The following is a 25,684-nucleotide window of genomic DNA, read 5'->3' on the forward strand; positions in this document are numbered from 1 at the left end:
TTCAAGAAGTTGGCAATGGCTTCACTCGCTACGCGTCCGTGCGAGAACCCCACTCACACGGACTTAAGGGCATGTAGCGGCTTCGCTCATTGCTTCGAGGATGTTCAAAAAGCGGAAAAAACACCCCTTTTTGAACATCCTCTTAAATAAAAAGTAATCATAAAATATCACCCTCATTTATAAAATTGAAGGAAGAGATTTCTATTAATCACATGGGACATAGGGACAGGTACGTTCTTTTCCTTGTCCCTCGAAGGGTGTTGTTGCAATGAGTCTCAAAGATATAAGCACCTCAGTGCCTAAAAAAGACCATAAAGGGAAAGTGTCGGGTCAGTTGCCCTATATTAGTGACGTGAAATTGGACAATATGGTTTATGGTGTGTTATATCGGTCGCCAATTGCTTATGGAAAAATCATATCCATCCAATTACCAAACCTTCCGGAAGGGTATGAAGCTGTTGGAGCAGAGCATATCCCCGGACCGAATTATGTCAAAATTATCAAAGAAGATCAGCCCATTTTTGCCGATGAGTGGGTTAATTATATTGGTGAACCGATTCTCATGCTTGTTGGGAAAGACCTGAATATCCTGTACAGTTTGTTACATGACGTGAAGGTTGAATTTGAAGAACATCAGGCTGTCTATAATTTGGACGAAGCGATCAAACAAGAATCAGCATCTGGGGTAATGGCAAGCTATGAATTTGGGGAAAGCTTAGAGAACATTTCAGCTATCGAACAGGGAGCCCATCAAATCATCGAAGAAGAATATGAAACGGGGTATCAAGAGCATGTCTACCTTGAGCCACAAGGAATGCTCGCCATTTATAAGGAGGATGAAATTGTCGTCCAAGGATCGATGCAATGTCTTTATTATATAAAAAATGCATTGCTAAGTGCGTTAGCCTGTGGTGACGATGAAGTCAGAGTTGTTCAAAGCCCTACCGGCGGAGGTTTTGGCGGCAAAGAAGATTATCCATCGATGATGGCTTGTCACGTAGCTGTTGCTGCAAAAGTAACAAAAAAATCGGTAATGCTCGTGTTTGACCGTTCTGAAGATATGGAAGTTACGACGAAAAGGCATCCGGCCAAACTAAAATATCGAACTGCCCTAGATAGGGAAGGAAATATTTTGAGCATGTGTGTTGACCTCTTTCTCGATGGCGGAGCGAATGAGGGGTTGAGCTCTGTCGTACTGCAGCGATCATTACTAAACAGTGCCGGCGTTTATAAAATTCCGCATTTTCATGCAAAAGGCTATGTCTTAAAAACCAATACAGTTCCGAATGGTGCCTTCAGAGGCTTTGGTGCTCCACAAAGCTTTTCCGGAATCGAAAGTCATATTGGACATCTTAGTAAACTGGCAAACATCGACCCACTTGAATATAAACGAAAATATCTTGTCAAACAAGGAGATCTCACAATCACAAAAGGGAAATTCCACGACCCAATATTAATGGAAGAAATGATTGACGACCTACTCTACACGTCAGAATACAAAAAGAAAAAAGAGAAGTTTCAGCGTTTAAATCAACAAGATCAGCGCTATAAAAAAGGCATGGGAACTTCCTTGTTCCTTCACGGCTGTGGATTTACAGGGAGCGGTGAAAGAGATCATATTAAAGCAACGGTGAAGCTGGTTAAATCAAAGGACGGAAAGGTATCGCTAAACATTTCAAATTCTGATATGGGACAAGGCATTTTTACGACTCTGTGTAAAATTGTCGCCAAAGAACTAGACCTTCCATACGAAGAAATTTTGTACCCATATCCGGATACAAAAACGGTTCCCGACTCCGGCCCGACCGTAGCCTCGAGGACGACGATGATTGTCGGGAAGTTGCTAGAACGGGCCGCAAAAAAACTTAAGGCTCAGTGGCAAATTGGGGTGGAACAGGAAGTAGTTGAGCATTATATTCACCGTGAAATGATTCCTTGGGACGAGAAAACCTTCACTGGAGATGCCTACCCGGCTTATTCATGGGGTGTTAATATTGTTGAAGTAGAAGTAGATATGTTAACAGGAAATGTAAAGTTAGAAAAAGTATACGCCAATTATGAAGTTGGGAAGGTCATCGATGAACGGATTATGAAAGGCCAAATTGACGGTGGTTTGGCTCAAGGATTAGCGTACGGATATCTAGAAAAGATGACTTCAAAGCAAGGTAGAATCCAACAGAAAAGCATATCGGATTATGGACCCCCGACTTCATTGGACGTTGTTTCAATCGAAAGCAAGGTCTTTGATAATCCCTATGCTGATGGTCCATACGGGGCGAAGGGTGCAGGTGAATTGACTTTAATCGGAGGTGCTCCAGCAGTCCAAGCTGCGATCGAGGATGCACTGCAAATTTCTTATCAGCAAATTCCAATTACACCGGAAGTTATTATTGAAAGTCTTTGGATGAAAGAAGGCGAAAGAGATTGATTAAATTCACACTAAATGGAAGAACGGTAGAAACTGACGCCCCTGTTACAGGAAGATTACTAGATTTATTGAGAGACGAGTTTGAGTTAATCGGAACAAAGGAAGGCTGTGGTGAAGGGGAGTGTGGAGCATGCAGTGTTTTTGTGAATAACCTCTTGCAAAACAGCTGCCTTATTCCCATTGGCTCAATTGCTGGTGCCGATATTCAAACGATTGAAGGGATAATGGAAACGGAACAATTTAAGGTTTTAGATGAGAGCTATTCCATAGCTGGGGGAGTGCAATGCGGCTATTGCATTCCGGGGATGATTATGGCAAGTGATGCTTTATTATCGAAAAATCCTCATCCTTCAGAAGCGGAAATTCGTGAAGGCATTTCCGGAAATCTGTGCCGATGTACGGGCTACAATATGATTGTTGATGCGATTAATCTGGCAGCTAAAAAAGGGGACGGCTTATGGAAGAGAAAATAACGGCATATTGCTTCGATCGTTTAGACCAAACGTTATGCCAATTGAATAGAGAAGACTGTGCAATCATCGCCGGCGGCACCGATATCATGGTTCTTCACAAAAGTCGAAGGGGAGTACCTTCCAAAATCCCTAAACCGATTGTTTTTATTGATCATCTTTCCGAATTAAAGCAGGTGTATCAACATCACAACGATCTCCACATCGGGGCCTGCTCTACCTATAGTGAGTTACTTGAAAATCGGCTAATTCCAATGCCATTAAAAAACGCAATAAAAACAATTGCTGCCCCGGCAATTAGAAACCGGGGAACATTAGGTGGCAATATTTGCAACGCCTCTCCAGCCGGAGACACGCTTCCTTTATTATATGTATACAATGCAAAGCTGCTGTTGCGCTCCGTAACTGGTGATCGCTTGGTTGCGATTAGTGATTTTATTCAAGGTCCACGACGGGTTCAACGCTTTCAAAATGAAATATTAATTGAGATTATTCTGCCGTCTGTATTAGAAGAAGATGCTCATGTCGTTTTTGAGAAAGTCGGCAACCGCAACGCAGATGCAATAGCCAAAGTATTGTTTGCGGGTTTCATCCGGATAAGCAACGATCGAATCGATGACATTCGCATTGCCTTCGGGGCGGTCGGAGCTACTATGGTTCGTTCCACTGTTATTGAGAAGAAGCTGGTTGGAAAAACCATACCATTAGCTGATGCAGACATCACTACAATTGTGGCAGCCTTCGATAAGGTCATTAGACCAATCGACGACCAGCGCTCCACTGCAACTTACAGAAAAACCGTTGCGTTAAATCTATTACGATATTTTCTTAGCTTGAAGCAATATCAAACGAATTAATTTTAAAAAAAGGGGGGAGATATTCATGCTGCTGATGGAAAAAGTGGCCATGCTGACACGTCAAAATGAAACCTTTGCTTTAGCCATGATTATAGAATCAAAGGGCTCGACTCCCAGTCATGTTGGAAAAATGATTGTATACCGTAATGGTACGATTCAAGGGACTGTCGGAGGGGGCTTGGCTGAATACTATGTAATCGAAGAAAGTGTAAAGGCGATCCAAAATGGCCAATCGAAAATCGTTGAATATAAATTGAATAAACATGCAAAAGACGGAATTCACATGAATTGTGGCGGTACGTTACGGGTTTTTATTGAAGTCTATTCAAGCAGACCTGAACTCGTTCTGGTCGGAGCCGGTCATTTAGGTTATGCGATGGCTAAGCTCGCTGATTTCCTCGAATATCCTTATTGCATCGTCGATGATCGCGTTGGTTATTGTACGAAGGAACGCTTTCCTAATGCGACAAACCTTTTTGTGAACGAGGATATTGGAAAGGCTTTGCTTTCAGCCAACATAAATGAAAAGTCATATGTGGTAATTGTCACAAAAGATAGTGATGATATTGCACTAAAAACTGTACTACAATTTCCGTGTGCATATGTTGGAATGGTCGCCAGTAAACGCAAGGTCATTAACATATTTGAAAAAGTAAAAAGTGAAGGGGTCACGCAAGAACAGTTGGAGCAGGTCCATTCTCCAATCGGATTGGAAATTGGCTCAGAAACATCAGAAGAAATTGCAATTAGTATAATTGGAGAAATCATCAAAGTAAGCAGGGAACAGCCTATCAAAGTGAAACAATTAAATTGATAAAAAGATGCAGGGGACAAGCGCCATGTCTCAAATGTCGCTCATAAAGCCACAACTAGTGTAAGGACTTGGTTGTGGCCTTTTTTATTTTAAGTGTAAAAAAGTATGATGAACCTATGGAAAATGGACACGTCCTTGATTATGATGATGTAATAGAAAATGAATTACTAGACCTATCAAAAAAGCGCCAACAACATATTGAAGTTATTTTGGCAATGAAACTTTAGGTGTAAAGAATAGTTGCAGGAGAGATGAAGATGCCTAAATCTAGATCCATGTATATGAAGAAAAATTACACGCCATGTGCTACTAAGACAACGATGAAATATTTCATTTATAAAGGCACAACGAGCAGTTAAAATCTGCTTGTTGTGCCTTCTTTCGCGCAAAACTTCCAATTGTCACCTTAAAGAACCGCCCCGCTTCACCTGAAAATTGTACGGGATTTATTTGCTTAGCATTTAGAAAAGCTACCCGCACCTACAATAATTAATAATATAAACAAGACAACAATTAGCGTGAAACTATCGTAGCAACGTGAAGGGGCACTATACCCCATAACAGGAGAATAATGATATGGTTGATAAGGAGAAGTTTCTCCCATAGTGAATGGCACATTTTCGGCAGCTCCCATAGTAAAGGGTGCATTGACATTAGCACCCATAGCAAAAGGTGCGTTTACGTTAGGATACATATTGACACTTCCTCTCGGGTTAGTTATTTATCTCTACATAATACTCGCCTACCTTGAAAATGTAGCCCGTCTACATAAAAATGGGTTGGTGTCTTGGTTCGAACGAGTCTTGAAATCTAAAATTATTACTAGGAGAACGATCGTTTTAATCATCGATTAAGGTTTTGATGAAGATAAAATAGATATTGTATAAAGGATATTGAACATTGGTTATGATGGATTATGATTTGTTGCTTTTTAAAAGTAAGATACCCTCTCTGTAACATTGTAATTCTGGCTAAATGGCTAAAGTCAAGTCTAGTGACGGAATCAAGCAAATAGGCAGAGTGATTACTTTGTGGTTTTCTATTTTCATTAAGTGTTTGTATCATTTGTTCAACAGTCATTATTCCAAACCCATGCCCAAAAAAGGTACCATCGCCAAGATCCACAGCATTTTGCCCTCTTAACCAATAAATTTGTGGATGAAAGTCTGGATTATTAAAATAAATAACATCACCAGGTAAAAAGTGATTTGTATAAACGTTGTGTAGTCCAAGATCGGAATCAGCATGCCAACTATATAAGTAGAGGTTTGGGAAAATAAGATTAAAAGATTGATCACCTATACTGTTTAGAATGGCATGGTAAAAAATGATGACACAAGCCGTCGAACAATCAAACGCATAAAGGGAACTGTTCTGATAAATGTCTTGAATCGCATCAGAGGGTCTAACATCTTGCCTTAACAGAAATCCACCAGTTTCTGTTAAGTACCAGTACTGTGGATTACAACGAGCAGATTCAAATACGGAAAACTCCATTTGACTCTCATTCATGCTTACTGAACTGTCTATAATGTTTTTGCGAGTTTTGATTTCAAATATAAATTCATCAAAGGAAGAATATGAATATAGGGCAGGATCTTCATACATTCGTTGTATAATCGTTAATTCTACTCTACCAAAGTTCTCCATTTCAGTTAGTTGAAAAGGCATCCCCATTATTTGTATCATATGCTCCTCCTATCAAATCATATAAATTTATGATTATCTCTAATGTATTCGAGTTACATCTTAATAATGTTTATAGGGGCAGTTCAAACCCTGTCCCTCCTCTGTCCTTTTCCTCAAGATATATTTTTAGTGTTCTTGTTGTAGGAGGATATCTTTTTTAATTGATAATAATCAACCATATGTTTATGAACTGTTTCTCTGTCATACTTGTCTTCATATTGTAATACCCTTCATTACCTGGCTTTAGTAGCCTAGTGGATAAAAAACAGTAAGGGGGGGAAGACAGTATTATTATTCGGTAAAGAAATATGCGATTTGCTACTGAGTCAATATGAAGGATTTCAGTCAATTTAAATAATTTCTAACATAAATAAGTGGTATCATAATAATACGAGGAGGGTTTTGCGAATGGATACGATAATTTTTGACGTCGATGATACACTATATGACCAAGCACAATCTTTTCATAAAACTGTGAGGAAGCTGTTTCAAGAGCCATTATCTGACGAAGAAATTGATCAATTATATAAAGCTAGTCGAAAGTATAGTGAGATTTTATTTGATCAAAGTGAAGCAGGTGAAATATCACAATTTGAATGGCAGACTGGACGAATTATCGCTGCCTTTAAGGACTTTAACATTCCTATAGATACGGAAAAAGCGGCTATTTTTCATGAAACGTATGTTGCCGAACAAAAAAACATTACATTGTTTCCGGAAGTGGAAGAACTACTAAATGCACTTTACAAAAAAGGAAAACAGCTTGGGATTCTTACCAATGGTGAGGAAAAACATCAAGCAATGAAAATAAAGCAGCTCGGCCTTAGTCGCTGGGTTCCTGCAGAAAAGACTTTTATTTCTGGAACCATTGGTCATGCAAAACCGAAAAGAGAAGTGTTTGATTTTATTGAAGAGAAAATAGAACTTGACCAAACCAAAACGGTTTATATCGGGGACAATTTTGAAAAAGATATTATCGGAGCAAAACAAGCAGGCTGGCAGGCGGTCTGGATGAATCATCGTAAGAAAGATTTACCAGCCAATGCTACCTATAAACCAGATAAAGAAGTACATAGTGCCAAAGAGCTATTAGATTTATTTGTAAAAAAGCTTAGGCCATTGTGTTAGGAATCAGCAACTGTAAAATTCTGGTTCCTATTTTAGTTCCTTTGAAATCTTCTTTATGGGACGTATCGAGATCAGTGAAAAAGTCATACCATATATAGTTATATAGCATTTAATAAAGTACCATTTGTTGTAGTTGAACATCAATTCATCAAATTAAAATGTACTTTTTTACCAGTCCCGAACGTATCCCTTTCTTCTTTAGTTTCGCTAAACGAAGGCGGGAATTCGACTTCATTTACGAGTCGTAGTCACAAAAGAGTTGACCCTACCCGATAAAGGACTTCTTTTGCCGGCCAAGCATGCAGACCGTACTCAAATGGGAGATCTCATTGATATTGATTCGGATGCGATTCACTTGTTTGACCGTGGCTATATCGATTATAAACAGTTTGATCACCTATGTTTCAGCGATGTTCGGTTTATCACTCGTTTGAAGAAGGATGCACAGGTTGAAGTGCTATCAGAACAAATTCCACAAGCGGACTCACCTACTGTGAAAGATCAAGAAGTGTTTCTAGGAAACTCACAAAATGGGACAAAAATGACCCATTCCTTACGCTCAATCCAGACACACGATAGCCAAGGAAACGTCGTCATCATCGTCACGAATTGCTGGAAAATTGAGACCTTTTTCAAGTGGATGAAACAACACCTCACGTTCAAAACGTTCTATGGCAAGAGTGAAAATGCGGTGTGTAATCAAATTTGGGTTGCCTCATCACGTACTGTTTACAAGTGCTTTTACAAGAAAAACTGCAGCACAACGGTCCTTTACTCGAAATAAAGAAAACCCTACAGAAACTGTTGTTTAAAGGCTTTGACGCCTTTCTTCGTTCCCTTTTCAGACAGCCTACACGCTTTTCAAAAGGACGTCGAAAACAGAACTGGGAAGAGGAGTTTAGGATGATTGAGCAGCAATTCGCTGAAGGTGAGGTGAGCCATCTAGACGACTTGACGTATGATCCGATGTTTAACTAGGAAAAAGCATAAATGTAAAATTGTAGATGATAACTACCGTTAACCTACCTGTTGTCCTTTTTTCACTTAGACTGGAATATGATAAAATCTGAATGTTCAGACTTTGTGAAGTGACTAAAAAACAGTGATTTGACATCACTCGATTTTATTTATGCAATGCTACTGACTAAAACTACAAAAAGAGTTTCAAGGGCGTTCATATGACTCCTTGATTTGCCATACCACGATTGTCTTCACTAGATACATTGTATTATCTTGGCAGAATCGTTGTAGCACAGACCAAAGAACATTAGGTGGTCTATTCTATGAACTATGTGATGAAATCAGTGATCTTGATTGAGCTGTTGCACTAGGGCAGTTACTCGAGCTTCTTCAAGAAGTCCTGAAAGAAAGTAACAAAAAAATTCAAAAGTTAATACAAAGAAAACTACAACACTGGATTGCAGGCTTACCTAATTACATCAAGGTCTACCTGCCTATTTCTGAGTGCGAAAGTTGAGTTAATAAGAAAAGTACGATAGCTAGAAAGGGAGGAGAGTAAGGAGCGATGAAGCTTGTTAATTTTGAAGAATATATGGATGATGTTATTTTGATACGAGGCAAGGATTATTTTGATCATGGACATATTGAACAGATCAAAGTCATTAATAAAAATACTTATCTTATAGAAGTTGCTGGGACTCAAGACTACAATGTTACCGTTACTATTGATGAAACAACAGGGGTGATCGATTCATCCTGTGATTGTCCGTACGATTGGGGAGATCATTGTAAGCATCAAGTTGCTGCATTTTTAGCGTTAAGGAGCGAGTTAAAGGCAGCAACTGACAAATCGATGATGGACGAATCTTCTACGACTGAGAAGGAAACGGACTTAGAAACGATCATATCAAAACTTCGAAAAGATGAATTGATACAGATTATTTTAAATTTATCGCAAGAACATGAGGAAATTAAAAAGAAGCTGTTATTCACCTATGCCCCTGCTCAGGATGAGATATCCTCTAGCAAAAAACTAATTAGAGAATATATTAATCAAGCAAAGCAACGTGGTTTTATTGAATGGAAAGACGTCAATCATGCAGTACTAGGTGCGGAAATGACACTTGAAAAAGCACGAGGAAAGATGGCAGACAGAAATACGGAAAGTGCTGTTCGCCTAAGTATTGCGGTATTATCCGTTGTTGTTGATATGATTCAATACTGTGATGATTCAAGTGGAATTGCAGGCGGTGTCGTAGAGGAATGTTTAGAGATCATTAATGAGGCCGCTTCTGCCGGTATTGATCAATTAAATGATCGTGAGCAGCAGAAGATTTTTTCAACCATATTGAAAGAAGCGCAAAGTAACCGCTATGAAGAGTGGAGTGACTGGTCATTTAGTCTGCTAAGAACCTGCATCGCTTTTGCTGGTAATGTCGACCTAAGGGCAGAACTTGCAAACTATTTGAACAGGATGCTTGAAAGTGTGACGGATACTTCATGGGGTGCAGAATATGATAAGAAAAATATAAAACTGCTTCAATTGGAACTATTAGAGGTTTATGATACAGAGGAAATCGTACAGCAGTTCATTAATAAAAATATCGAGTACACCCCTTTTAGGGAAATGGCGATTGAACGCTTAATGGAAAAAGGGGAGTTTTTAGAAGTAGTTAGACTTTGTGAGGAAGGCGAAGAAAAAGATAAAGAGTACTTAGGTCTTGTTCATAATTGGAAAAGACAACGATTACAGGCTTTTGAAGCACTTGGTGACATAGAAGGACAAAGGGAATTAGCGTTATACTTTTTATATAATAATCAATATAGCTATTACAAGAAACTGAAAGAACTATATGAGCCGAATAAGTGGAATGAGGTCCAAAAAGAGATACTTGAAACCTTTGAGAAAAAAATTTATCCTCCTCCAACCTATCTAGAAATATTAAAAGCCGAAAAAATGTATGATAAGCTACTGGAATATTGCAAAGGGCATCTCGCTTCCATCGAAACGTTATATCCGTATCTAATTGAGTCCTACTTTGAAGAAGTGAACGAGCTATTTAAAACATGGCTTGAAACGGCAGCTGAGCAGGCGAGCAATAGAAAAGAATATAAGCATGTATGTAAACGGATCCAATTGTACAAAAAGGCATGTGGCAACTTCCATGCACATAAGCTAATTATTCATTTACAACAACAATATAAAAAAAGACCAGCGTTTGTTGATGAGCTTGGGAAACTTTAATAAGAATTCAAAGTGGGGACGGGGACGCGGGTGCAGTTCAAACCCTGCCCTCTGTCCCCCTGTCTGCAGGCCTTAAATAATGATAACCCTGTATTGTCCGAAAAAGAAATTAATAAGATGTTCGCACAGTATTCATGGAAATTGTGGTCACACTTTACAACCTTCAATAATAATCATTTGGGCAGCAAATTGTCCTAATCCACTAATACTAATATTTCCCGCTTTCATACCAGCTTTTGCTTTACTTTTAGTTAAACAGAGCAACTTAACCCAACTAGTACAAAGAAGATATTATTTCAATCTTGCTTGTCGCATTATTTAACCATTCATCTTACTTTCGCGAAAAGTTTTTAGCTCGTTTTCTGGAGATTGATAAACCAAACCACTTTGAAGTAATGACTTATACTAGAATTCATACATCAATGGGGATTCCATACATCATCTCTGTTATTCAAAATGAGGAACAATGTTATTTGTTAATCATAGAAAATAAATTAAAAGCTGACGAGGGTTACGATCAGACTTTGAGGTATGGAATAGTTAGTTACAGATTAATTCTAAGAAATTCTTCCCCAATATATACTCTTTTTCGTTTTCAGGAATGGGGAGCGTATCTATCCAAGTCTTTTTAGAAGAATAGTCGTATTCGTTATATGTGGTCATTCCATACGGTCCGTCGCAACCATAAAGACATTTTCGGAAACCTAACGATTGTACGACGTCCTTCACGATAGAAGAATTGAGGTAATCACTAGACGTGTCAATATACACATTAGGATGGTCTTTCACGTATGTCCAGAGACTCTTCCAGAATGGTAAGCCTGCATGTGCATAAATTAATTTAAGCTTCGGAAACTTCTCTGGCAAGTATCGATAGGAATCTTGTTCAGCAGAGAGGTGAATGATCATAGGTTTTCCCTTTACCTGACACACGTCTGCCACTTGATCAAGCGCTTTAATGCTATACTCGTGCATAAATGGGTGGGCTTTCACACCAATGAAACCGGGATTACTGAGATATGTTTCTAATTCCTCCATGGTATCGGGTAACAAAGGATTTACTGCAACCCATCCAAGAAAACGGTCCGGAAAACGAATGATCGTATCCTCCACTACAGCATTGTTAGGCTTAGCGAAGATTTTGTATTGGTTGCCATAGACGTTAAAATAACCATCCTTTACTAGGCTCTGATAGATCTTTAATCCAATAGAGGGAGAGTTCAAGATTAGAAATTTAAAAATTCGGTGCATATTTCTGTGAAACAATCGATCATCATGAAACATTGGTTCATTCATAGGTGAAATTAGAGCAGTTTTGTCTATACCGTTCTGATCCATACTCTCTAACATTTTCTCAATGGTCAGCATCTTTTCATCTATATGAAAATGACAATCAACGATCAAATTCCTTTCCTCCTTTTCAGCTATCAGGTTCCTACCGTTTTATTATGAAACAGCGAATCTATATGAGTCAAGTAAGTATCCACCGTTCTACGGGTAGATACTTACTGTAGCTAAATAAATAATCTTCCTCAAAGTCTCATCCATTGGATAAAGGGTTCATTGTATTCGGAGAGGTCTTCAAGATGAAAGAAGCTTTCTGCATAGCCATCCTCAGTGGATAGAAGCAATTCTCTTCGGTCATTCTGATTGAGTTTCGATACAAATTGTTTTTGTTCGATCGAGAGCCGTTGAAACAAAGGAGAATAATTTCTTCTCTTCCTCGTAGCGCGTATGAATCCGTTCGACTAGATCAATCTGGTTATCGGTTAGCGGGAGGCCCACTTCATATTGGTCAATTACATCTTGAGGCAGAGGTAAATGCATGTATTTGTTTAAAGGATAATATAAATTTTTTTGTATTTCACGAGTATTTCATCTCGTTCAAGATCAATCGAATACATCCCTTTTTTGACATCTTTAATGACAGAAGAAGGAAGGGAGAGATAGTTTTTGAAGCAATTTTCTCCTAAATAGCGTATCGCTCCAACTGCTTTATTCTGAATAATATATTGAAAGCGAAGGGCTTGCCCACAATCATATTTATGTGTTCATATGAAGTACGATCGCAGCACACGGCTAAAAAGCTATTACAGAATGTGACCTCAGGTAGAGAAGACATTCTACTAAAACCCGATTTTGTAATAGAAACCGATAATGAAGTGTCCAAAGTAATTATTGATACAAAGTGGAAGAGTGCGTTCGTGAATTATAGACGGAATTACAAGCAAGGTGACATTTACCAAATGTATGCATACATCACGACTTATAAATCAGCGGAACGTTGTATTCTTTTGTATCGCAAAATTGAAGAAGAAGGGGTACTACCAAAATGGTTAGTTCCTGATTCGTTTCCGGAAAAGCATATTGAAGTTCACACGGTTCGTTTGGATGCAGTTTTGAATACTGTAGAGGATTTGGAAGGGATGTTGGCTGGGAGCTTGGATCTAGAGGAGTTTTAATGTCACTATCTATATTAAGAATCTGTAATAGTTAGAAATAATAGGGGGTGTGCGAAAATGGCGTACCCTATTTTCTATAATAGAAAGCAAGAGGTAGGTCCTGAATAAAACGTTCAGCACTTAAAACTACACAATCGGAAGGGGAACATACGAATGGGTGAACGAAAACTTAAAAACATTTATAAAAAGTCACTAGCGGTAGACTTAATCAAAAGAGGACACGACTTACATCACACAATGCGCAACCGTGACAATAAGAAGTATCAGGTATTCGCTATGGTTGAAACACCTGAAATGATAGCAGACCTATTGGAGATTACAAACCATGAAAAAAACTAACATTCTATCAATTGTCGTTTTTGTCGCTGTCGCTATCGGATTATTTGTATATAACGTGTTAAGCATTGAGGAAGAAGTAGTCATTGAAGAATCGGTTGAGGAGGTTGAACCTGAAATTGAAGAAGAAGGTGAAATTGTAGAGCAAAGTGAAGAAGTTAACGATACTCCAACAGAAGAAATTGCTGGCAGTTTGTTTCCTGAGGATATGAGTGAACATGAAGTAAAAGAAAACATTCACGCCATGTCACATTCCAAAGTACGTGCTGAAGCAAAATGGTCCTTTATGCTACTGACAAAGCAACGAGTAGAAAATTTAATAAAAGTGATTGAAATGAATGATTATGAACATGCTGATCTTTATCTTGATATTTTAAACAGTTGGGCAGTTGGTGATTTCAGTAGGGCTGATGCAGACCACAATGCGGTGTGGGAATTACAAGGTGGAACAGTAGGTCGTGCAACAGGAGTTCTTTCACAGGAAGAAGAAAGACTTTATCTTGAGTCAAATAATGTTGATAGGGAAACAATACTTCAATTAATGTCAGATTTTGAATAGGGCACTCAGTGATGGGGGTCTGGGAAGCAAGGGGACGGATCTCTTGCTTCCTTCAACTCATTCCAGTTAAGGAAGAAAAAATTTTTTTAATCGATTTGTAGTGTTTTGTTCTTTTTCGTAGTTTAGATTTTAATCTAAATATGAAAGTTGACAGCTTAATAATGGAAGCGGTTACAATGGAGGGAAGGCGAATGCAATCATTACAGGGAAAAAGGATAAGTATGAATTTCATTGAGGAAGAAAATCTCGATCGCTGGGTAAAACAGTGCCGTCCACTTGGTAGGAAAGGTCGTTGTGCAGAGTACATTCCTGCTTTAGGGGAGTCAAATCTCTTGGATTTAGGGGTTTGCATCATTACCCCAGAAGGTGTCGAGATCAAATCAGGCGAATGGGATGTTCCTTTTACTCTACAAAGTATTTCAAAAGTCATTAGTTTTATTGCTGCATGTTTAGACCGTGGAATTTCTTATGTACTAGAACGTGTTGATGTTGAACCAACAGGGGATGCATTTAATTCGATTGTCCGGTTGGAAATGAATAAACCGGGGAGACCATTTAACCCAATGATTAATGCAGGTGCTATTACAATAACTTCTCTCCTTAATGGGGAATCACCTGAGCAAAAGTTAAATTCGGTATATGAATTGCTTGAAAAAATGATTGGGAGACGACCAACTTTTAACGAAAGAGTCTTTCAGTCAGAATGGAAAACGGCCAATCGAAATAGAGCATTAGCTTACTATTTAAAAGAAAGCGGTTTCTTGGAATCGGAGGTCGAAGATGCGTTAGAAGTTTATTTAAAACAATGTTCCATCGAAGTAAATGCCAAAGATATTGCTCGAATGGGTTTAATTTTATCTCAAAATGGATTCGACCCGATTCAACAAAAGCAAGTCTTTCCTAAGGAGGTAGCAAAGTTGATAAAAGGTTTAATGATGACTTGTGGGATGTATAATGCCTCAGGGAAATTTGCAGCTTTTGTTGGGGTCCCAGCAAAAAGTGGAGTGTCAGGGGGGATTATCGCTTCAGTTCCAGCAAGATATGAGCAAAAGATCCCTTTTCAAATGGGGTGTGGCATAGGCATTTATGGACCAGCGATAGATGAGTTTGGAAATAGCATAGCAGGAGTTGAGCTTTTGAAAAATCTTGCAGATGAATGGGATTTTAGTATTTTTTAACAATTGGATCAGACATTTAAGAACTATATGAGTATTAAAAAAAGAATAAGGGTGGTTTAGAAGATGATCACTACAAAGGAAATCAAAAAGGAAGAAAAAAAGAATGTATTAAGTCTGTTCCAGTCTACACAAAGGGTCATACAAGAAGCGTTACATAAATTAGGTTATAAAGATGAAATGTTCGAGCTGCTAAAAGAACCAATCAGAATGCTTACAGTACGTATTCCCGTTCGTATGGATGACGGAGAAGTAAAGATATTTACTGGTTATCGTGCACAACATAATGATGCTATAGGACCAACAAAAGGAGGAATACGATTTCATCCTGAAGTAAGTGAAGAAGAGGTGAAAGCGTTATCGATCTGGATGAGTTTAAAATGTGGAATTGTTGATCTTCCGTATGGTGGGGGGAAGGGTGGGATTGTATGTGATCCGCGAAGCATGTCTTTTAGAGAATTAGAAAGGTTAAGTCGGGGATATGTACGAGCCATTAGTCAAATTGTAGGCCCAACAAAAGACATTCCGGCACCGGATGTATTTACAAATTCACAAATTATGGCTTGGATGATGGATGAATATAGCCGTATTCGAGAATTTGATTCACCAGGTTTTATTACAGGAAAGCCACTTGTCCTTGGTGGTTCACATGGAAGAGAAAGTGCTACAGCAAGGGGTGTAACCATTTGTATAGAAGAGGCTGTAAAGAAAAAGGGTCTTAAATTACAAGGCGCACGAGTGATTATACAAGGATTTGGAAATGCAGGGAGCTTCCTAGCTGCTTTCATGCATGATACTGGAGCGAAGGTAGTCGGAATATCCGATGCTTATGGAGCTCTTTATAATCCGGATGGCCTTGATATTGATTATTTGTTAAGTAAGAGGGATAGCTTTGGCACGGTGACCAATCTATTTAAGCAAACGATAAGCAATGAAGAGCTGTTGAAGTCTGATTGTGATATTCTTGTACCGGCTGCGATATCCAATCAAATTACGGTGGACAATGCTCATGAGATTAAGGCGGAGATTATCGTAGAAGCTGCAAACGGACCAACAACATTAGAAGCTACTAAAATATTAACAGATCGTGGCAAATTTTTAGTGCCAGATGTATTAGCCAGCTCAGGTGGTGTCACGGTTTCCTATTTTGAATGGGTTCAAAATAATCAAGGGTATTATTGGGATGAAGAAGAGGTTGATAAAAAATTACGCACGATTATGAAGCAATCATTTGAAAAAATATTTCAAATATCACAAAGACATCAAGTTGACATGCGTCTAGCCGCTTATATGGTGGGGGTTCAACGAATGGCAGAAGCCTCTCGTTTTAGAGGGTGGGTTTAGAAGACGTGCATAGCTAAGATTTTGTACATAAGCATTTTTTCACATCAAAAAAGCCGATATCCTGTTTCCGAAGGACATCGGCTTTTCAAATAATTAAAAATAAATACGGGTTCCTGTCCCCCCGGTACGTTAACGTACTGGGGGACAGGAACTTTTTTTAAAGTGCGTCATTATGGATTGCGGAAGATGAAGAGGAATTTGATCATTTACCTGAATGGCAACAAGATGAAGTGAAGTTAGCGTATGACATAGTTGAAAGTTTTGATAAATATGCCTCACTCCCTACTAGCTTTGATATTCATGAGTATGACATGATGGAAAGGTTTTGTTATAGCCTTTCTGATCAAAAAAAACAAGACATATTACTTAATGCCATTAGAGGGAAGGGAGCATTTCGACGATTTAATTTCCAAACGCGTGGTCTAACTCCACCGTCTTTAGACGGTATACGCTTTTAGCCTTATCCTTCGATGTCCATACGTAAGGTATGAGGTGAACGTATGGACGGATATAAGAAGAATAGTCATGCAGTTTTTGACATCAAGTTTCATGTAATCTGGGTCACAAAATATAGATATAAGGTGTTACGTGGTCCGATTGCCGTAAGAACGCGAGAATTAATCAGGCAAGGATGCGAAGCAAGAGGCATCACAATCTTGCAAGGAAGTGTTGGAAAAGACCACATCCACTTATTGTTATCATGTCCACCGAGTCTGGCTCCAAGTAAAATCATGCAGTACCTAAAAGGGAGATCATCAAGGCTTCTCCAGTATCAATTTCCCGAATTGAAAAAAATATTGGGGCCAGCACTTATGGGAAAGGGGCTATTTTTGTGCCACAGTAGGAACAGTAGATGAAGAAACAATAAGAAATTAAATTGCGAACCAATTCAATGAAGAAAAGAACGACATATTCACGATTGAAGAATGAGTTTAGTCTTCAGAGGTTTTCCATCAATCGTTTCATAATTCTTGCATAATCATCTCGATCAATTCCAGGAGCAAATTGCTCAGGAAGATCATCTAAGTTTGGAATTGGTGCTCCTTTTGGTGCTCCCTCTTTAACTATGAGTCGGTCACCGTTTTCTGGATTATTCCCCTTCCATATTTGTTTAATATCAGCATAATCTCCGACATCATTCCATGTATATAAAACGTTTGCTAATCCCTGATCTTCAAACTTTCGTGCATGGTCGAACTTTGTATTCGATAAATCTGGTATCGGGATCATTTTCTTTACATCAACACCTGTGGCAATCTCTAATGCTTTAGCATAGGCCAACACATGCGTTCCACCACGAACTAATAAATACCCGATCATTTCGCGAGCGGTCTCATGCTCCGTCATTTCGTACACTCTCATTTTATGTGTGCGGGCTCCCACCTCTAAGAAGAAGTTATGAAGTAAATCCAACACTAAGTTTCCGCTATTAAAAACATTGTCTCCGGTCCAGGCGCGTCCCATGGAATCCCCAGCTAAAGCAGTTTGAGCAGTGGCGATAAAATGGTAAGTATTTCGACTATCCTTCCCCTCACGTAAAGGCGTAACGTCTGGGTCTCCAGTGTAAAAGGTATTTCCTCTTGATAAAAGATTGATTGTATTGGAAACAAGCTCAACGTGTCCGAATTCCTCAGCAGTAATACTAGCGACAAGGTCATAAAATGGCTTGAGCTTATCCTTTTGGCGGAAGTTAAAGGATTGGAACATATAATTATTTAACGTCGACATTTCTCCAAACTTTCCACCTAAAAGCTCCTGAACGGCTGCTGCTGCGTTCGGATCTCCATGCTCTGGAATTGGCAGGTCAATTAACAACCGGTTTTCACGCTTAAACATTGCATTGCCCCCTTATCCTTTTGGAATAACCCAAACAATTTGTTGAGTGCGAATAAAGAAAGGAGATCCACCTGATTCGACCACAATATGATCAGGCATAACTGTTTTAAGCCTTCCAGAAACTGTCCCGCGCGTTGTTTGAATGACTACCATAGTCCCAGTAATTTCTTGAAGTGTCTGATATACGTACGGATCAATCTGACTCACAAAAGATGGTGTTTGTTGATTCATGCTGACTTCTCTCCTTTGCTGGTAACTTAAACATTTAAATATATATGAGTCTAATATGTTAGTTATACATACTATCTAACAACGAGGGTATCTAGCTCACAGGCTCAAAGGAAACACCTAAAGATTGATGCACAGCTAAAAATAACGGAACTAGGAAAGCAAGGGACACTGTTCAGGCTATCAACCTAGTGGTTGTTATAAGGTGAAAACTGAAATGAATTTATCCTTGTGAGAGTAAGGGCATGACTGATGAAATTTCTGTAATGGCAATGGAGGAATAGCCCTAAGTCTAATCTATGAAACAATCAATTTTTCAACAATGAACTGCATCGTTGGGTAAGAATGTGGGAACAACCTTGATGATGGAGGTTGCCACAGTGTAGACGACTTTACGAACATGGGAATATTATAATCTCACTGATACGTTCACCCAATTGTATGATGAATCGAGGAAAAGCACTACTTTCCAAAACCTATATGATTTAATCGTATCAAGAGAAAATATTCTGCTAGCTTATCAAACAATTAAGAGTAACACAGGCTCAAAGACAGCTGGAACGGATAAGAGAACTATAAATGACATTAAAGTTATTACAGAGTCTGAGATTGTAACCCTAATTAATTCAAAACTGCAAAATTATGATTCATCACCACATTTTGTGATTTAACAAAAAAGAAGAAAACACTGAGGCCACTGAAAAAGTCCTTTAAGGGTCTTCGTGGAAGTGGTAATGGCTCCACACGTTGCTTAGAGGGCACTGCTTTTTAACATTCAGAAGTGATGAATATTGATAGACAAAGGCACAACGAGCAGTTGAAATCCGCTAGTTGTGCCTTTTTCGCAAAACTTTTGATTGTCCCCTTAAAGAACCGTTCTTATAAAACAGATTGAATGTGATACTAAATGATTAGTACTTTTTTATGAAATATTCTAAATATTTATTAAAATTTATTATATAATGGAACCAATTTCATAATTCGATTTTAAAAAAAAGCTGACACTTCCAGAGTGAAAGTAATGTTGTTTTTTTAAAAAATTAAGCTGCTACTAAATTGACTGTAGATCGTTTTCTCGCAAGTCTCATGCTTGCTAATTTCATACCATTGTAAACAAGAGTCACTAGATCAAAATGAATTTTTGCCCGTTTTCCAGTTCGGTATCTAACATTATTTAACTGGAAAAATTCTTTTAATATCCAATGACTCGTTCAACTGAGCTACGTTCCTTGAAGCGTTCTTTCCAAGCGATTGAGCCACGTGCCGGTGCACTATACCGTCGCAAATCGGTTGCTATCCTTATCTTGTAGACTTTTTGGCATAGTGAATCCTTAGCTAATGGGCAATCTGCACACTCTTTAGGATGGGTATACTTTAAGGTTTGATACTTTTTATCAAAACTATCATATCGATAGGAATGCTCTCTTACGCAAGTCGGAGCGAAATTTTCGTCAAAACCAAGGGGGACTGCTTCGTTCTTTTTGTTGTAAGCGATAAGAGAATACCCCTTCATGCGATGGACCTGTTCGTAAATGGTGTCATAATCATAGCCTGCATCCATGATAGCCGTGTTCAAGTGAAAGGTCGGAAAGTACTTCTCTACTCCTTTTAATAGTGGGATAGCTGCCTTTCCATCGTTCAGGCTTCCCGAAGACATCATTGAGTGAAGAATAAATTGTGTATTGGTTTCGACAGCCACATGTCCTTTATAACCAAACCAAAATACGTTTCTCCCTTCACTATTTTTCTTTACACCCCATTTAGGTTCAAGAGGCATTTGACCATGAAGTTCATCATTGGAAACGTCTAACTGATCTTCAATTTTCTTTTCAAATATTGGCAACGAGGCTTCCTTTGCTTCTTTGTCTTTTAACCATTGTTCACGTTCAGCTTTTGATTTGCGGCCACGTTGCTTTGGCATTGCTTTTTCTTCAACTTCTTTTTTCGAAGGTGCTTGATCTCTCGCTTCAAAATGGCCAGAGTCGAGGGCAATATTTGTATCACGAAAGTACTTTTCATTGATCGCATCAAGAATAATTTGAGATTTAATCACTTCAAGGACATTTGTATTATCTTTAATCTTTGTAATCATTCTTGAGAAAGAAGCTTCAGAAGGAACGGAATCCGAGACTAAAAATCCGCAATCAACTTTGAACTTAAGATCTGTATTTAATCGTTCTACTAGGAGTTGTATTTCAGGTATTCTCTCTACATTCCTAACTACCAGTGCTTGAACCATTGCAGGGTAGTTCAACTCCACAGGTCTACCTGAATTGGATTTTTTCGCTACGACAGTAAGGATAGGATTGATATCAACTGCTGAAAAAATCTCATCATAGCGTTGGGTAGGTTCTAAATCAAATAAAATTTGCATGCTAAAAAGGCTCTCTTGTCGTACAATAGACATAAGGGGCTTCCTCCCATTCGAGTTAGTTTGCTAGTTACTTACTAAATTCGACCTTTGGGGAGGTACTCCTTTTTTCATGCTTTAAAACCGTTGGGCCACTTAGGATCAGATTTATGAAATTCATTCAATGAGATACGTAAAAATATTCAGTTGTAGAGGACAGTGAGAGATTATGGATATAACCAACGGAGGTGCTTATGTTCAGGGGGATAGCAGTCACTTTATTTTTCACATTCGCAATTGTTGTAAGCGGTTGCGGTACGAAGGCGCAATATGAAGTTATCTTTAACGGTGAAACATTGAAACAGGCGGAAGAACAGGAAAATATAGAAAATCTCGATAAGTATAAAATAGGAATCGTCTCGAAAATTCGTGGGATATCATACTTTTATGCTGTTGAAGAGGGAGTAATCGAAGCAGGGGAAGATTTAGGAGTGGAAGTGATCTTCAGGGGACCTAGTGATGCAACATGGGAATCGCAGAAAGATGTAATAGAAGAAATGATAGCAAAGGATGTTGATGTTCTTGCCATTGCTGCTAATGATCCCAGTAAATTAGGCTCTGCCTTACAAAAAGCAAGAGATCAGGGAATAAAAGTTATAACTTGGGATTCCGACACGGATCCTGAATTTAGAGAGTTTTATATCAATATGCTTGATCCAGAAATTTTAGGGCGCCATTTAATGGATTCCCTGGCTTTACGGACAGAAGAGATAGGAAATTATATCATTTTAACAGGATCCGCCTCTTCTGCAAATTTAAATGATTGGATTGAGTGGATTCGTGTTCAAAATGAAGAATATTATCCAAACTTAAAGCTGTTGGATATTATTCCAACGGATGAGGATCATCATAAAGCTTATACAACTGCATTGCAGGTGATAGAAGAGTACCCGAACTTAACAGGAATTATTGCAATATCAACAATTAATCCTCCGGCGGTTGCGGAAGCCTTAAAGTTTCGAAATAAAGAAGGGGACATTGTTTTAATTGGAACAACAACCCCAAACTTAATCAGGGAATATGTAAAAGATGATACCGTTCATGTAAATACATTATGGAGCCCGCAAAAGCTGGGTTACTTGACTGTCAGTCTAGCAAAGGATCTGTTAGACGGAACGTTACCTTACGATGGCCAAAACATTCCGAAGAACGGAAATATACGAGTGATTGGGGATACAGTAATTATGGGATTACCACTTGATTTTACGAAGGAAAACGTAGATCAATATGATTTTTAAGAGGATTAAAAAGCTTAAATTTGTAAACTTCCGGCTGTCTACTAAACTCATAATCACGTATATTCTGCTGACAGTCATCCCAATGGCCATTTTAGGTTCCATTGCCTATTCCCAATACACGAAGTCGATTGAGGAGCAATTAGGAGAATACATCCCAAAATTATTGAAGCAATCGAATGAAAATATTGAAAACAAATTTAAGGAACTGGCCACTTTGCCAGATTTAATTTATAACTCAGAAAGTGTAGTAGCCATATTAAGGAAAGGTGAAACCACAAGTCTTTCAGAGGGGAATAGGGATCATTATATTGTTAGAAACTTCTTTTTAAGCACATTTTTAAGTAGTAATAACTCTGAAATATTAGGAGTATTTCTGACCTCAAATAACCAAGTGTTTGAAAATTCCCGTCTCAGATATGAAGGACATTATTTAGAAAACAGTTTTACTGATAATGAAGAAGTAGTTCTTTTTGTGGGAGATATGCAGGTGCTGCCTCCCTATCAAAGTGATTTAGTTTTTGAAGGGAAACCCCCTTTTTTTCTATTAAAGAAAAATATTATCGATTTTGATAATCGGAGAACTATAGGTACGTTGTATATTGCTGTAGAGACTGCCTTTATTGAAAGGGTATTTTATAATCTGGATAACGAAGATAAAGCGGACATGTGGCTTATGAATCGCAATGGCCGAATCCTGTATCATACCGACTCGTCAAAAATCGGAACAACCTATCACGAAATTAATGATTATCCGATACTGAATGGAAGTTTTCACTCAAATGAATCAGGTGTAAGTACATTAATCAGTTTAGATGAAACAACAAACATGGATTGGATACTTGTTCACAGCATCCCGACTAAATTTTTAACGGAACGGGCAGATGTTGTTACTAATATCATTATAATCCTGTTAATTCTTCTCGTATTGGTAACAACGTTGATTTCCATTTATCTGGCTTTAACGGTTACAAGACCTATCAGTACGTTAGGACGGCTGATGAAAGATGTGGAGCAAGGTGATTTTCAGGTTGAAATCCCAATTCACTCCAAAGATGAAGTTGGATTGCTTGCACGTAGCTTCCGTTCCATGGTTACAAAAATAAGGGAACTTATCCGTATCAATTATCAAAATGAACTGAGACAAAAGAATGCGGAGTTTTATGCACTGCAGTCTCAAATTAATCCCCATTTTATGTACAATACGTTAGAGACAATCGGAATGGCGGTAGAGGAAGGTGACTCCGATATCGTCGTTGACATGGTAACCGTTCTTGGGAGGATGCTTCGTTTTTCACTCAGCAACAAAGATCAGCTCGTTCAGATTTCAAAAGAAGTATTGCATGTTCGTGATTACTTAAGTATCCAAAAGTTCAGGTTTGAAGACCAGCTTGATTTTCATATAGATGAGACTATAAATTGTGACGATTACTATACTCCAAAGTTTATTTTGCAGCCTATTGTTGAGAACTCGATTAAATACGGGTTTACAAAGCGAGGAAAACTTACGATCCATATCGATGTGATAAAGGAAGTTACCGGTAATGGAGAAGATGTTTTGTTTATCATCCGGGATGATGGGCCGGGAATTGACCGTAACAAATTGACGGAAATATATGAACTGCTGGAATTGGAATCTGGTCCAATCGGAGAGCGTGACTCAGGATTTGGGATCAGCAATGTTCACGCTCGTGTTGAAACGATGTTTGGAAAAGAGTACGGTGTTCAAATTAATAGTGAGGAAGGTAAGGGAACAGAAGTTGTTATTCGGACTTCATTAATTCCTGGGACAGAAGTTTCAAAGTATATAAACAGTAGGGGGTTTTCTGAAAATGGTAGCAATTAAAACAATTATTGTTGATGATGAACCGCGGATTCGCAGAGGGATTGAGCGCCTTGTGAAATCTTTTGATGTTGACTGGGATATTGTCGGCACCTATTCAGACGGGAAAGAAGCGTATGACGCGATAATCAATAGCCATATAAAAGTGGACCTTCTCATTACGGATGTAAAGATGCCAGAAATGGATGGTTTAACCTTAGTTAAAGAGTTAAGAAAATCCCATTTCTTTTTTGCCTTTTTCATCAGCGGATTTGATGACTTCAAATACTTGCAAACTGCAATTCGCGAGGGGGCTATTAATTATATTTTAAAGCCTATAAATAGGGAACAATTTGCTGTGGATTTACAAGAAGTTAAAAAAAAAATAATAGCGAAGAGAGAAGAACATCAAAGCCTAAAAGAGGTTCAGGAAAGAGCATCAAAACTGACATACGCCACTCAGGTTCAGCTGTTAAGTGAGATGACCTGGCTTAATGATAAAGATGTCTCCTTTCTTAATTGGACTAAGGAATTTCCAACAGGCAAGTATAAACTTTCATATATCAGTATTGATCAGACTGTACCTGGGAGAAAAGGGGAAGAGTCGAAGGAATGTGAGATTTGGAGTTTTGCGGTAGAAAACATATTAGAAGAGATGCTGATGAATGAGTTTATTAATTATGGTACAAGAAAATGGTGGTGGCGAAACGGAAGAAATAACTTTTGGGTCTTATTGTTTGAACAGGACAAACTAGAGATGAATGAATTCTCCGCTTTAACAGAACAATTTCTTGTGAAGGTAAAAGATAACATTCGCCGCTTTACGATTCATACCGCTTCCATTTCCGAGAGCAGTGTGTTTCATGACTTAACACAATTGCCGAGCTATAAAAATCAATTACTATCTTTATTGCAGTACCGCCTGATTCAGGGCGGGAATAAGCTTTTTAAATATGATTTAATCAATGAGGCTCATGACCTGAAGCCAAAAGGTTCTACTCCTGTGATCTATATGCGTACTCAGCAGATTTTGCATGGAATTGAAAAGTATGATGAGAAAAAAGTAGTTAAAGCTTTACAGACTTTTTTTGACGAGCTGGAGCATTTATCGTCTCCAAGGCTGGTAGAGGAAGCGTTACATTACTTGTTTATTCAAATCGTCAATTTATGGATGGAGAATGACGGGTATTGGGAAGATCCTTATCTGCTGACGGAAGCGATACAAATGACGAAATGGGCATCCAGTTTTTCTGAACTGAAAGGTAAAACAAAAGACTGGCTGATGAGCATAATGAAAAAAATCCAGTTATTAAGAGACGATCATCCGGACTCGATACAGCAGGCGAAAGATTGGATCCATGAGAATCTCGGAGACAATATTACGGTTAAAAAGATAGCGGATCATGTTTATATGAACCCGACTTATTTCTGCGAATACTTTAAAAAAATGACGGGAGTCACGGTACTGGATTACGTAACAAAAAAGCGCCTTGAAAAGGCAAAGAAGTTATTGGAATTGCCTGATATAAAGATTTATGATATTTCAAGTTTAGTAGGCTACCATGATCCTAAGTACTTTAGTAAGTTATTTAAGAAATGGCAAGGATATTCCCCTTCCGAGTACCGGGAATCCTATTTTAAACGAACCTCAATTAAGTAGGTAGATAGAGTTGTATAAAGAAAACG

Annotated in this window: 20 protein-coding genes and 3 pseudogenes; 17 read left to right on the plus strand and 6 right to left on the minus strand. The window is 38.4% G+C overall.

All coding sequences use genetic code 11. The annotated features are described in order from the left end of the window. Window positions 1-268: 268 nt before the first annotated feature. Genes SAZ04_RS14620 through SAZ04_RS14635 form a run of 4 tightly spaced genes read left to right on the plus strand, consistent with a single transcriptional unit; the run spans window position 269 to window position 4,569 of the window. On the plus strand, window positions 269-2,428 hold the full coding sequence (locus SAZ04_RS14620; RefSeq protein ID WP_332696382.1) for a xanthine dehydrogenase family protein molybdopterin-binding subunit: 2,160 nt from the start codon (window positions 269-271) through the stop codon (window positions 2,426-2,428). Beyond that, a complete protein-coding gene (locus tag SAZ04_RS14625) occupies window positions 2,425-2,901 on the plus strand; it encodes a (2Fe-2S)-binding protein (RefSeq protein ID WP_332696386.1) in 477 nt (158 codons plus the stop codon). Before SAZ04_RS14620 ends, SAZ04_RS14625 begins: the two co-directional genes overlap by 4 nt. Then, the gene (locus tag SAZ04_RS14630) at window positions 2,886-3,755 is read left to right on the plus strand and encodes an FAD binding domain-containing protein (RefSeq protein ID WP_332696389.1); all 870 of its coding nucleotides are present in this window, start codon (window positions 2,886-2,888) and stop codon (window positions 3,753-3,755) included. The genes SAZ04_RS14625 and SAZ04_RS14630 overlap by 16 nt, the downstream gene beginning before the upstream one ends. A gap of 25 nt (window positions 3,756-3,780) precedes the next feature. Beyond that, window positions 3,781-4,569: an XdhC family protein gene (locus SAZ04_RS14635; protein ID WP_332696390.1), complete on the plus strand. Its 789-nt coding sequence runs from the start codon at window positions 3,781-3,783 to the stop codon at window positions 4,567-4,569. A gap of 454 nt (window positions 4,570-5,023) precedes the next feature. Here SAZ04_RS14635 and SAZ04_RS14640 read toward each other — a convergent pair whose 3' ends face one another. Both SAZ04_RS14640 and SAZ04_RS14645 read right to left on the minus strand, forming a co-directional pair. After that, entirely contained in the window at window positions 5,024-5,263 is a 240-nt protein-coding gene (locus SAZ04_RS14640; RefSeq protein WP_332696393.1) for a YjcZ family sporulation protein, read from the minus strand. 149 nt (window positions 5,264-5,412) lie between these two features. Continuing rightward, window positions 5,413-6,258: a protein-glutamine gamma-glutamyltransferase gene (locus SAZ04_RS14645; RefSeq protein WP_332696396.1), complete on the minus strand. Its 846-nt coding sequence runs from the start codon at window positions 6,256-6,258 to the stop codon at window positions 5,413-5,415. 408 nt (window positions 6,259-6,666) lie between these two features. Between SAZ04_RS14645 and SAZ04_RS14650 the strand changes: the two genes are divergently transcribed. The 4 genes and pseudogenes from SAZ04_RS14650 (at window position 6,667) to SAZ04_RS14665 (ending at window position 10,591) form a co-directional block, all read left to right on the plus strand. Then, a complete protein-coding gene (locus tag SAZ04_RS14650) occupies window positions 6,667-7,386 on the plus strand; it encodes an HAD family hydrolase (protein ID WP_332696399.1) in 720 nt (239 codons plus the stop codon). 286 nt (window positions 7,387-7,672) lie between these two features. Further along, window positions 7,673-8,170: a transposase gene (locus tag SAZ04_RS14655; protein WP_332696402.1), complete on the plus strand. Its 498-nt coding sequence runs from the start codon at window positions 7,673-7,675 to the stop codon at window positions 8,168-8,170. Window positions 8,171-8,530: 360 nt separating this feature from the next. Next, window positions 8,531-8,863, plus strand: a pseudogene (locus tag SAZ04_RS14660) (IS4 family transposase); the annotation flags it as partial. 48 nt (window positions 8,864-8,911) lie between these two features. Continuing rightward, on the plus strand, window positions 8,912-10,591 hold the full coding sequence (locus SAZ04_RS14665) for an SWIM zinc finger family protein (protein ID WP_332696404.1): 1,680 nt from the start codon (window positions 8,912-8,914) through the stop codon (window positions 10,589-10,591). Between the two features lie 540 nt (window positions 10,592-11,131). Here the strand turns inward: SAZ04_RS14665 and SAZ04_RS14670 are convergent. Further along, a complete protein-coding gene (locus tag SAZ04_RS14670; RefSeq protein WP_332696406.1) occupies window positions 11,132-11,995 on the minus strand; it encodes an amidohydrolase family protein in 864 nt (287 codons plus the stop codon). 623 nt (window positions 11,996-12,618) lie between these two features. On the opposite strand from SAZ04_RS14670, the gene SAZ04_RS14675 reads away from it, so the two are divergent. The 6 genes and pseudogenes from SAZ04_RS14675 to tnpA all read left to right on the plus strand — a co-directional run bounded on the left by SAZ04_RS14675 (window position 12,619) and on the right by tnpA (window position 17,343). After that, a complete protein-coding gene (locus SAZ04_RS14675) occupies window positions 12,619-13,053 on the plus strand; it encodes a 5-methylcytosine restriction system specificity protein McrC (RefSeq protein WP_332696408.1) in 435 nt (144 codons plus the stop codon). A 153-nt stretch (window positions 13,054-13,206) separates the two neighbouring features. Continuing rightward, window positions 13,207-13,392: a hypothetical protein gene (locus SAZ04_RS14680; protein ID WP_332696410.1), complete on the plus strand. Its 186-nt coding sequence runs from the start codon at window positions 13,207-13,209 to the stop codon at window positions 13,390-13,392. Beyond that, window positions 13,379-13,948: a DUF6241 domain-containing protein gene (locus SAZ04_RS14685; RefSeq protein WP_332696413.1), complete on the plus strand. Its 570-nt coding sequence runs from the start codon at window positions 13,379-13,381 to the stop codon at window positions 13,946-13,948. Before SAZ04_RS14680 ends, SAZ04_RS14685 begins: the two co-directional genes overlap by 14 nt. Window positions 13,949-14,169: 221 nt before the next feature. Further along, window positions 14,170-15,126, plus strand: coding sequence for a glutaminase (locus tag SAZ04_RS14690; protein WP_431309015.1), 957 nt, complete (start codon window positions 14,170-14,172; stop codon window positions 15,124-15,126). A 63-nt stretch (window positions 15,127-15,189) separates the two neighbouring features. Beyond that, on the plus strand, window positions 15,190-16,467 hold the full coding sequence (locus tag SAZ04_RS14695; protein ID WP_431309014.1) for a Glu/Leu/Phe/Val family dehydrogenase: 1,278 nt from the start codon (window positions 15,190-15,192) through the stop codon (window positions 16,465-16,467). Window positions 16,468-16,967: 500 nt separating this feature from the next. Beyond that, a pseudogene (tnpA, locus tag SAZ04_RS14700) lies at window positions 16,968-17,343 on the plus strand (IS200/IS605 family transposase). A gap of 63 nt (window positions 17,344-17,406) precedes the next feature. On the opposite strand, the gene SAZ04_RS14705 reads toward tnpA, so the two are convergent. The 3 genes and pseudogenes from SAZ04_RS14705 to SAZ04_RS14715 form a co-directional block, all read right to left on the minus strand. Continuing rightward, window positions 17,407-18,303, minus strand: a complete 897-nt coding sequence (locus tag SAZ04_RS14705) for a manganese catalase family protein (protein WP_332696418.1) — start codon at window positions 18,301-18,303, stop codon at window positions 17,407-17,409. 12 nt (window positions 18,304-18,315) lie between these two features. Continuing rightward, on the minus strand, window positions 18,316-18,534 hold the full coding sequence (locus SAZ04_RS14710) for a YuzF family protein (protein WP_332696420.1): 219 nt from the start codon (window positions 18,532-18,534) through the stop codon (window positions 18,316-18,318). A gap of 1,037 nt (window positions 18,535-19,571) precedes the next feature. Beyond that, window positions 19,572-20,938, minus strand: a pseudogene (locus tag SAZ04_RS14715) (transposase). A 197-nt stretch (window positions 20,939-21,135) separates the two neighbouring features. Here SAZ04_RS14715 and SAZ04_RS14720 point away from each other — a divergent pair. From SAZ04_RS14720 to SAZ04_RS14730, 3 genes are all read left to right on the plus strand, one after another. Further along, on the plus strand, window positions 21,136-22,179 hold the full coding sequence (locus SAZ04_RS14720) for an autoinducer 2 ABC transporter substrate-binding protein (RefSeq protein WP_332696422.1): 1,044 nt from the start codon (window positions 21,136-21,138) through the stop codon (window positions 22,177-22,179). 82 nt (window positions 22,180-22,261) lie between these two features. Further along, the gene (locus tag SAZ04_RS14725; RefSeq protein WP_332696425.1) at window positions 22,262-24,022 is read left to right on the plus strand and encodes a sensor histidine kinase; all 1,761 of its coding nucleotides are present in this window, start codon (window positions 22,262-22,264) and stop codon (window positions 24,020-24,022) included. Further along, complete coding sequence (locus SAZ04_RS14730; RefSeq protein WP_332696427.1) at window positions 24,009-25,658, plus strand: response regulator transcription factor; 1,650 nt, start codon at window positions 24,009-24,011, stop codon at window positions 25,656-25,658. Before SAZ04_RS14725 ends, SAZ04_RS14730 begins: the two co-directional genes overlap by 14 nt. Window positions 25,659-25,684: the final 26 nt, after the last annotated feature.

This window comes from Halalkalibacter lacteus (assembly GCF_036663595.1).
Classification (GTDB): Bacteria; Bacillota; Bacilli; order Bacillales; family Bacillaceae_D; genus Halalkalibacter; species Halalkalibacter lacteus.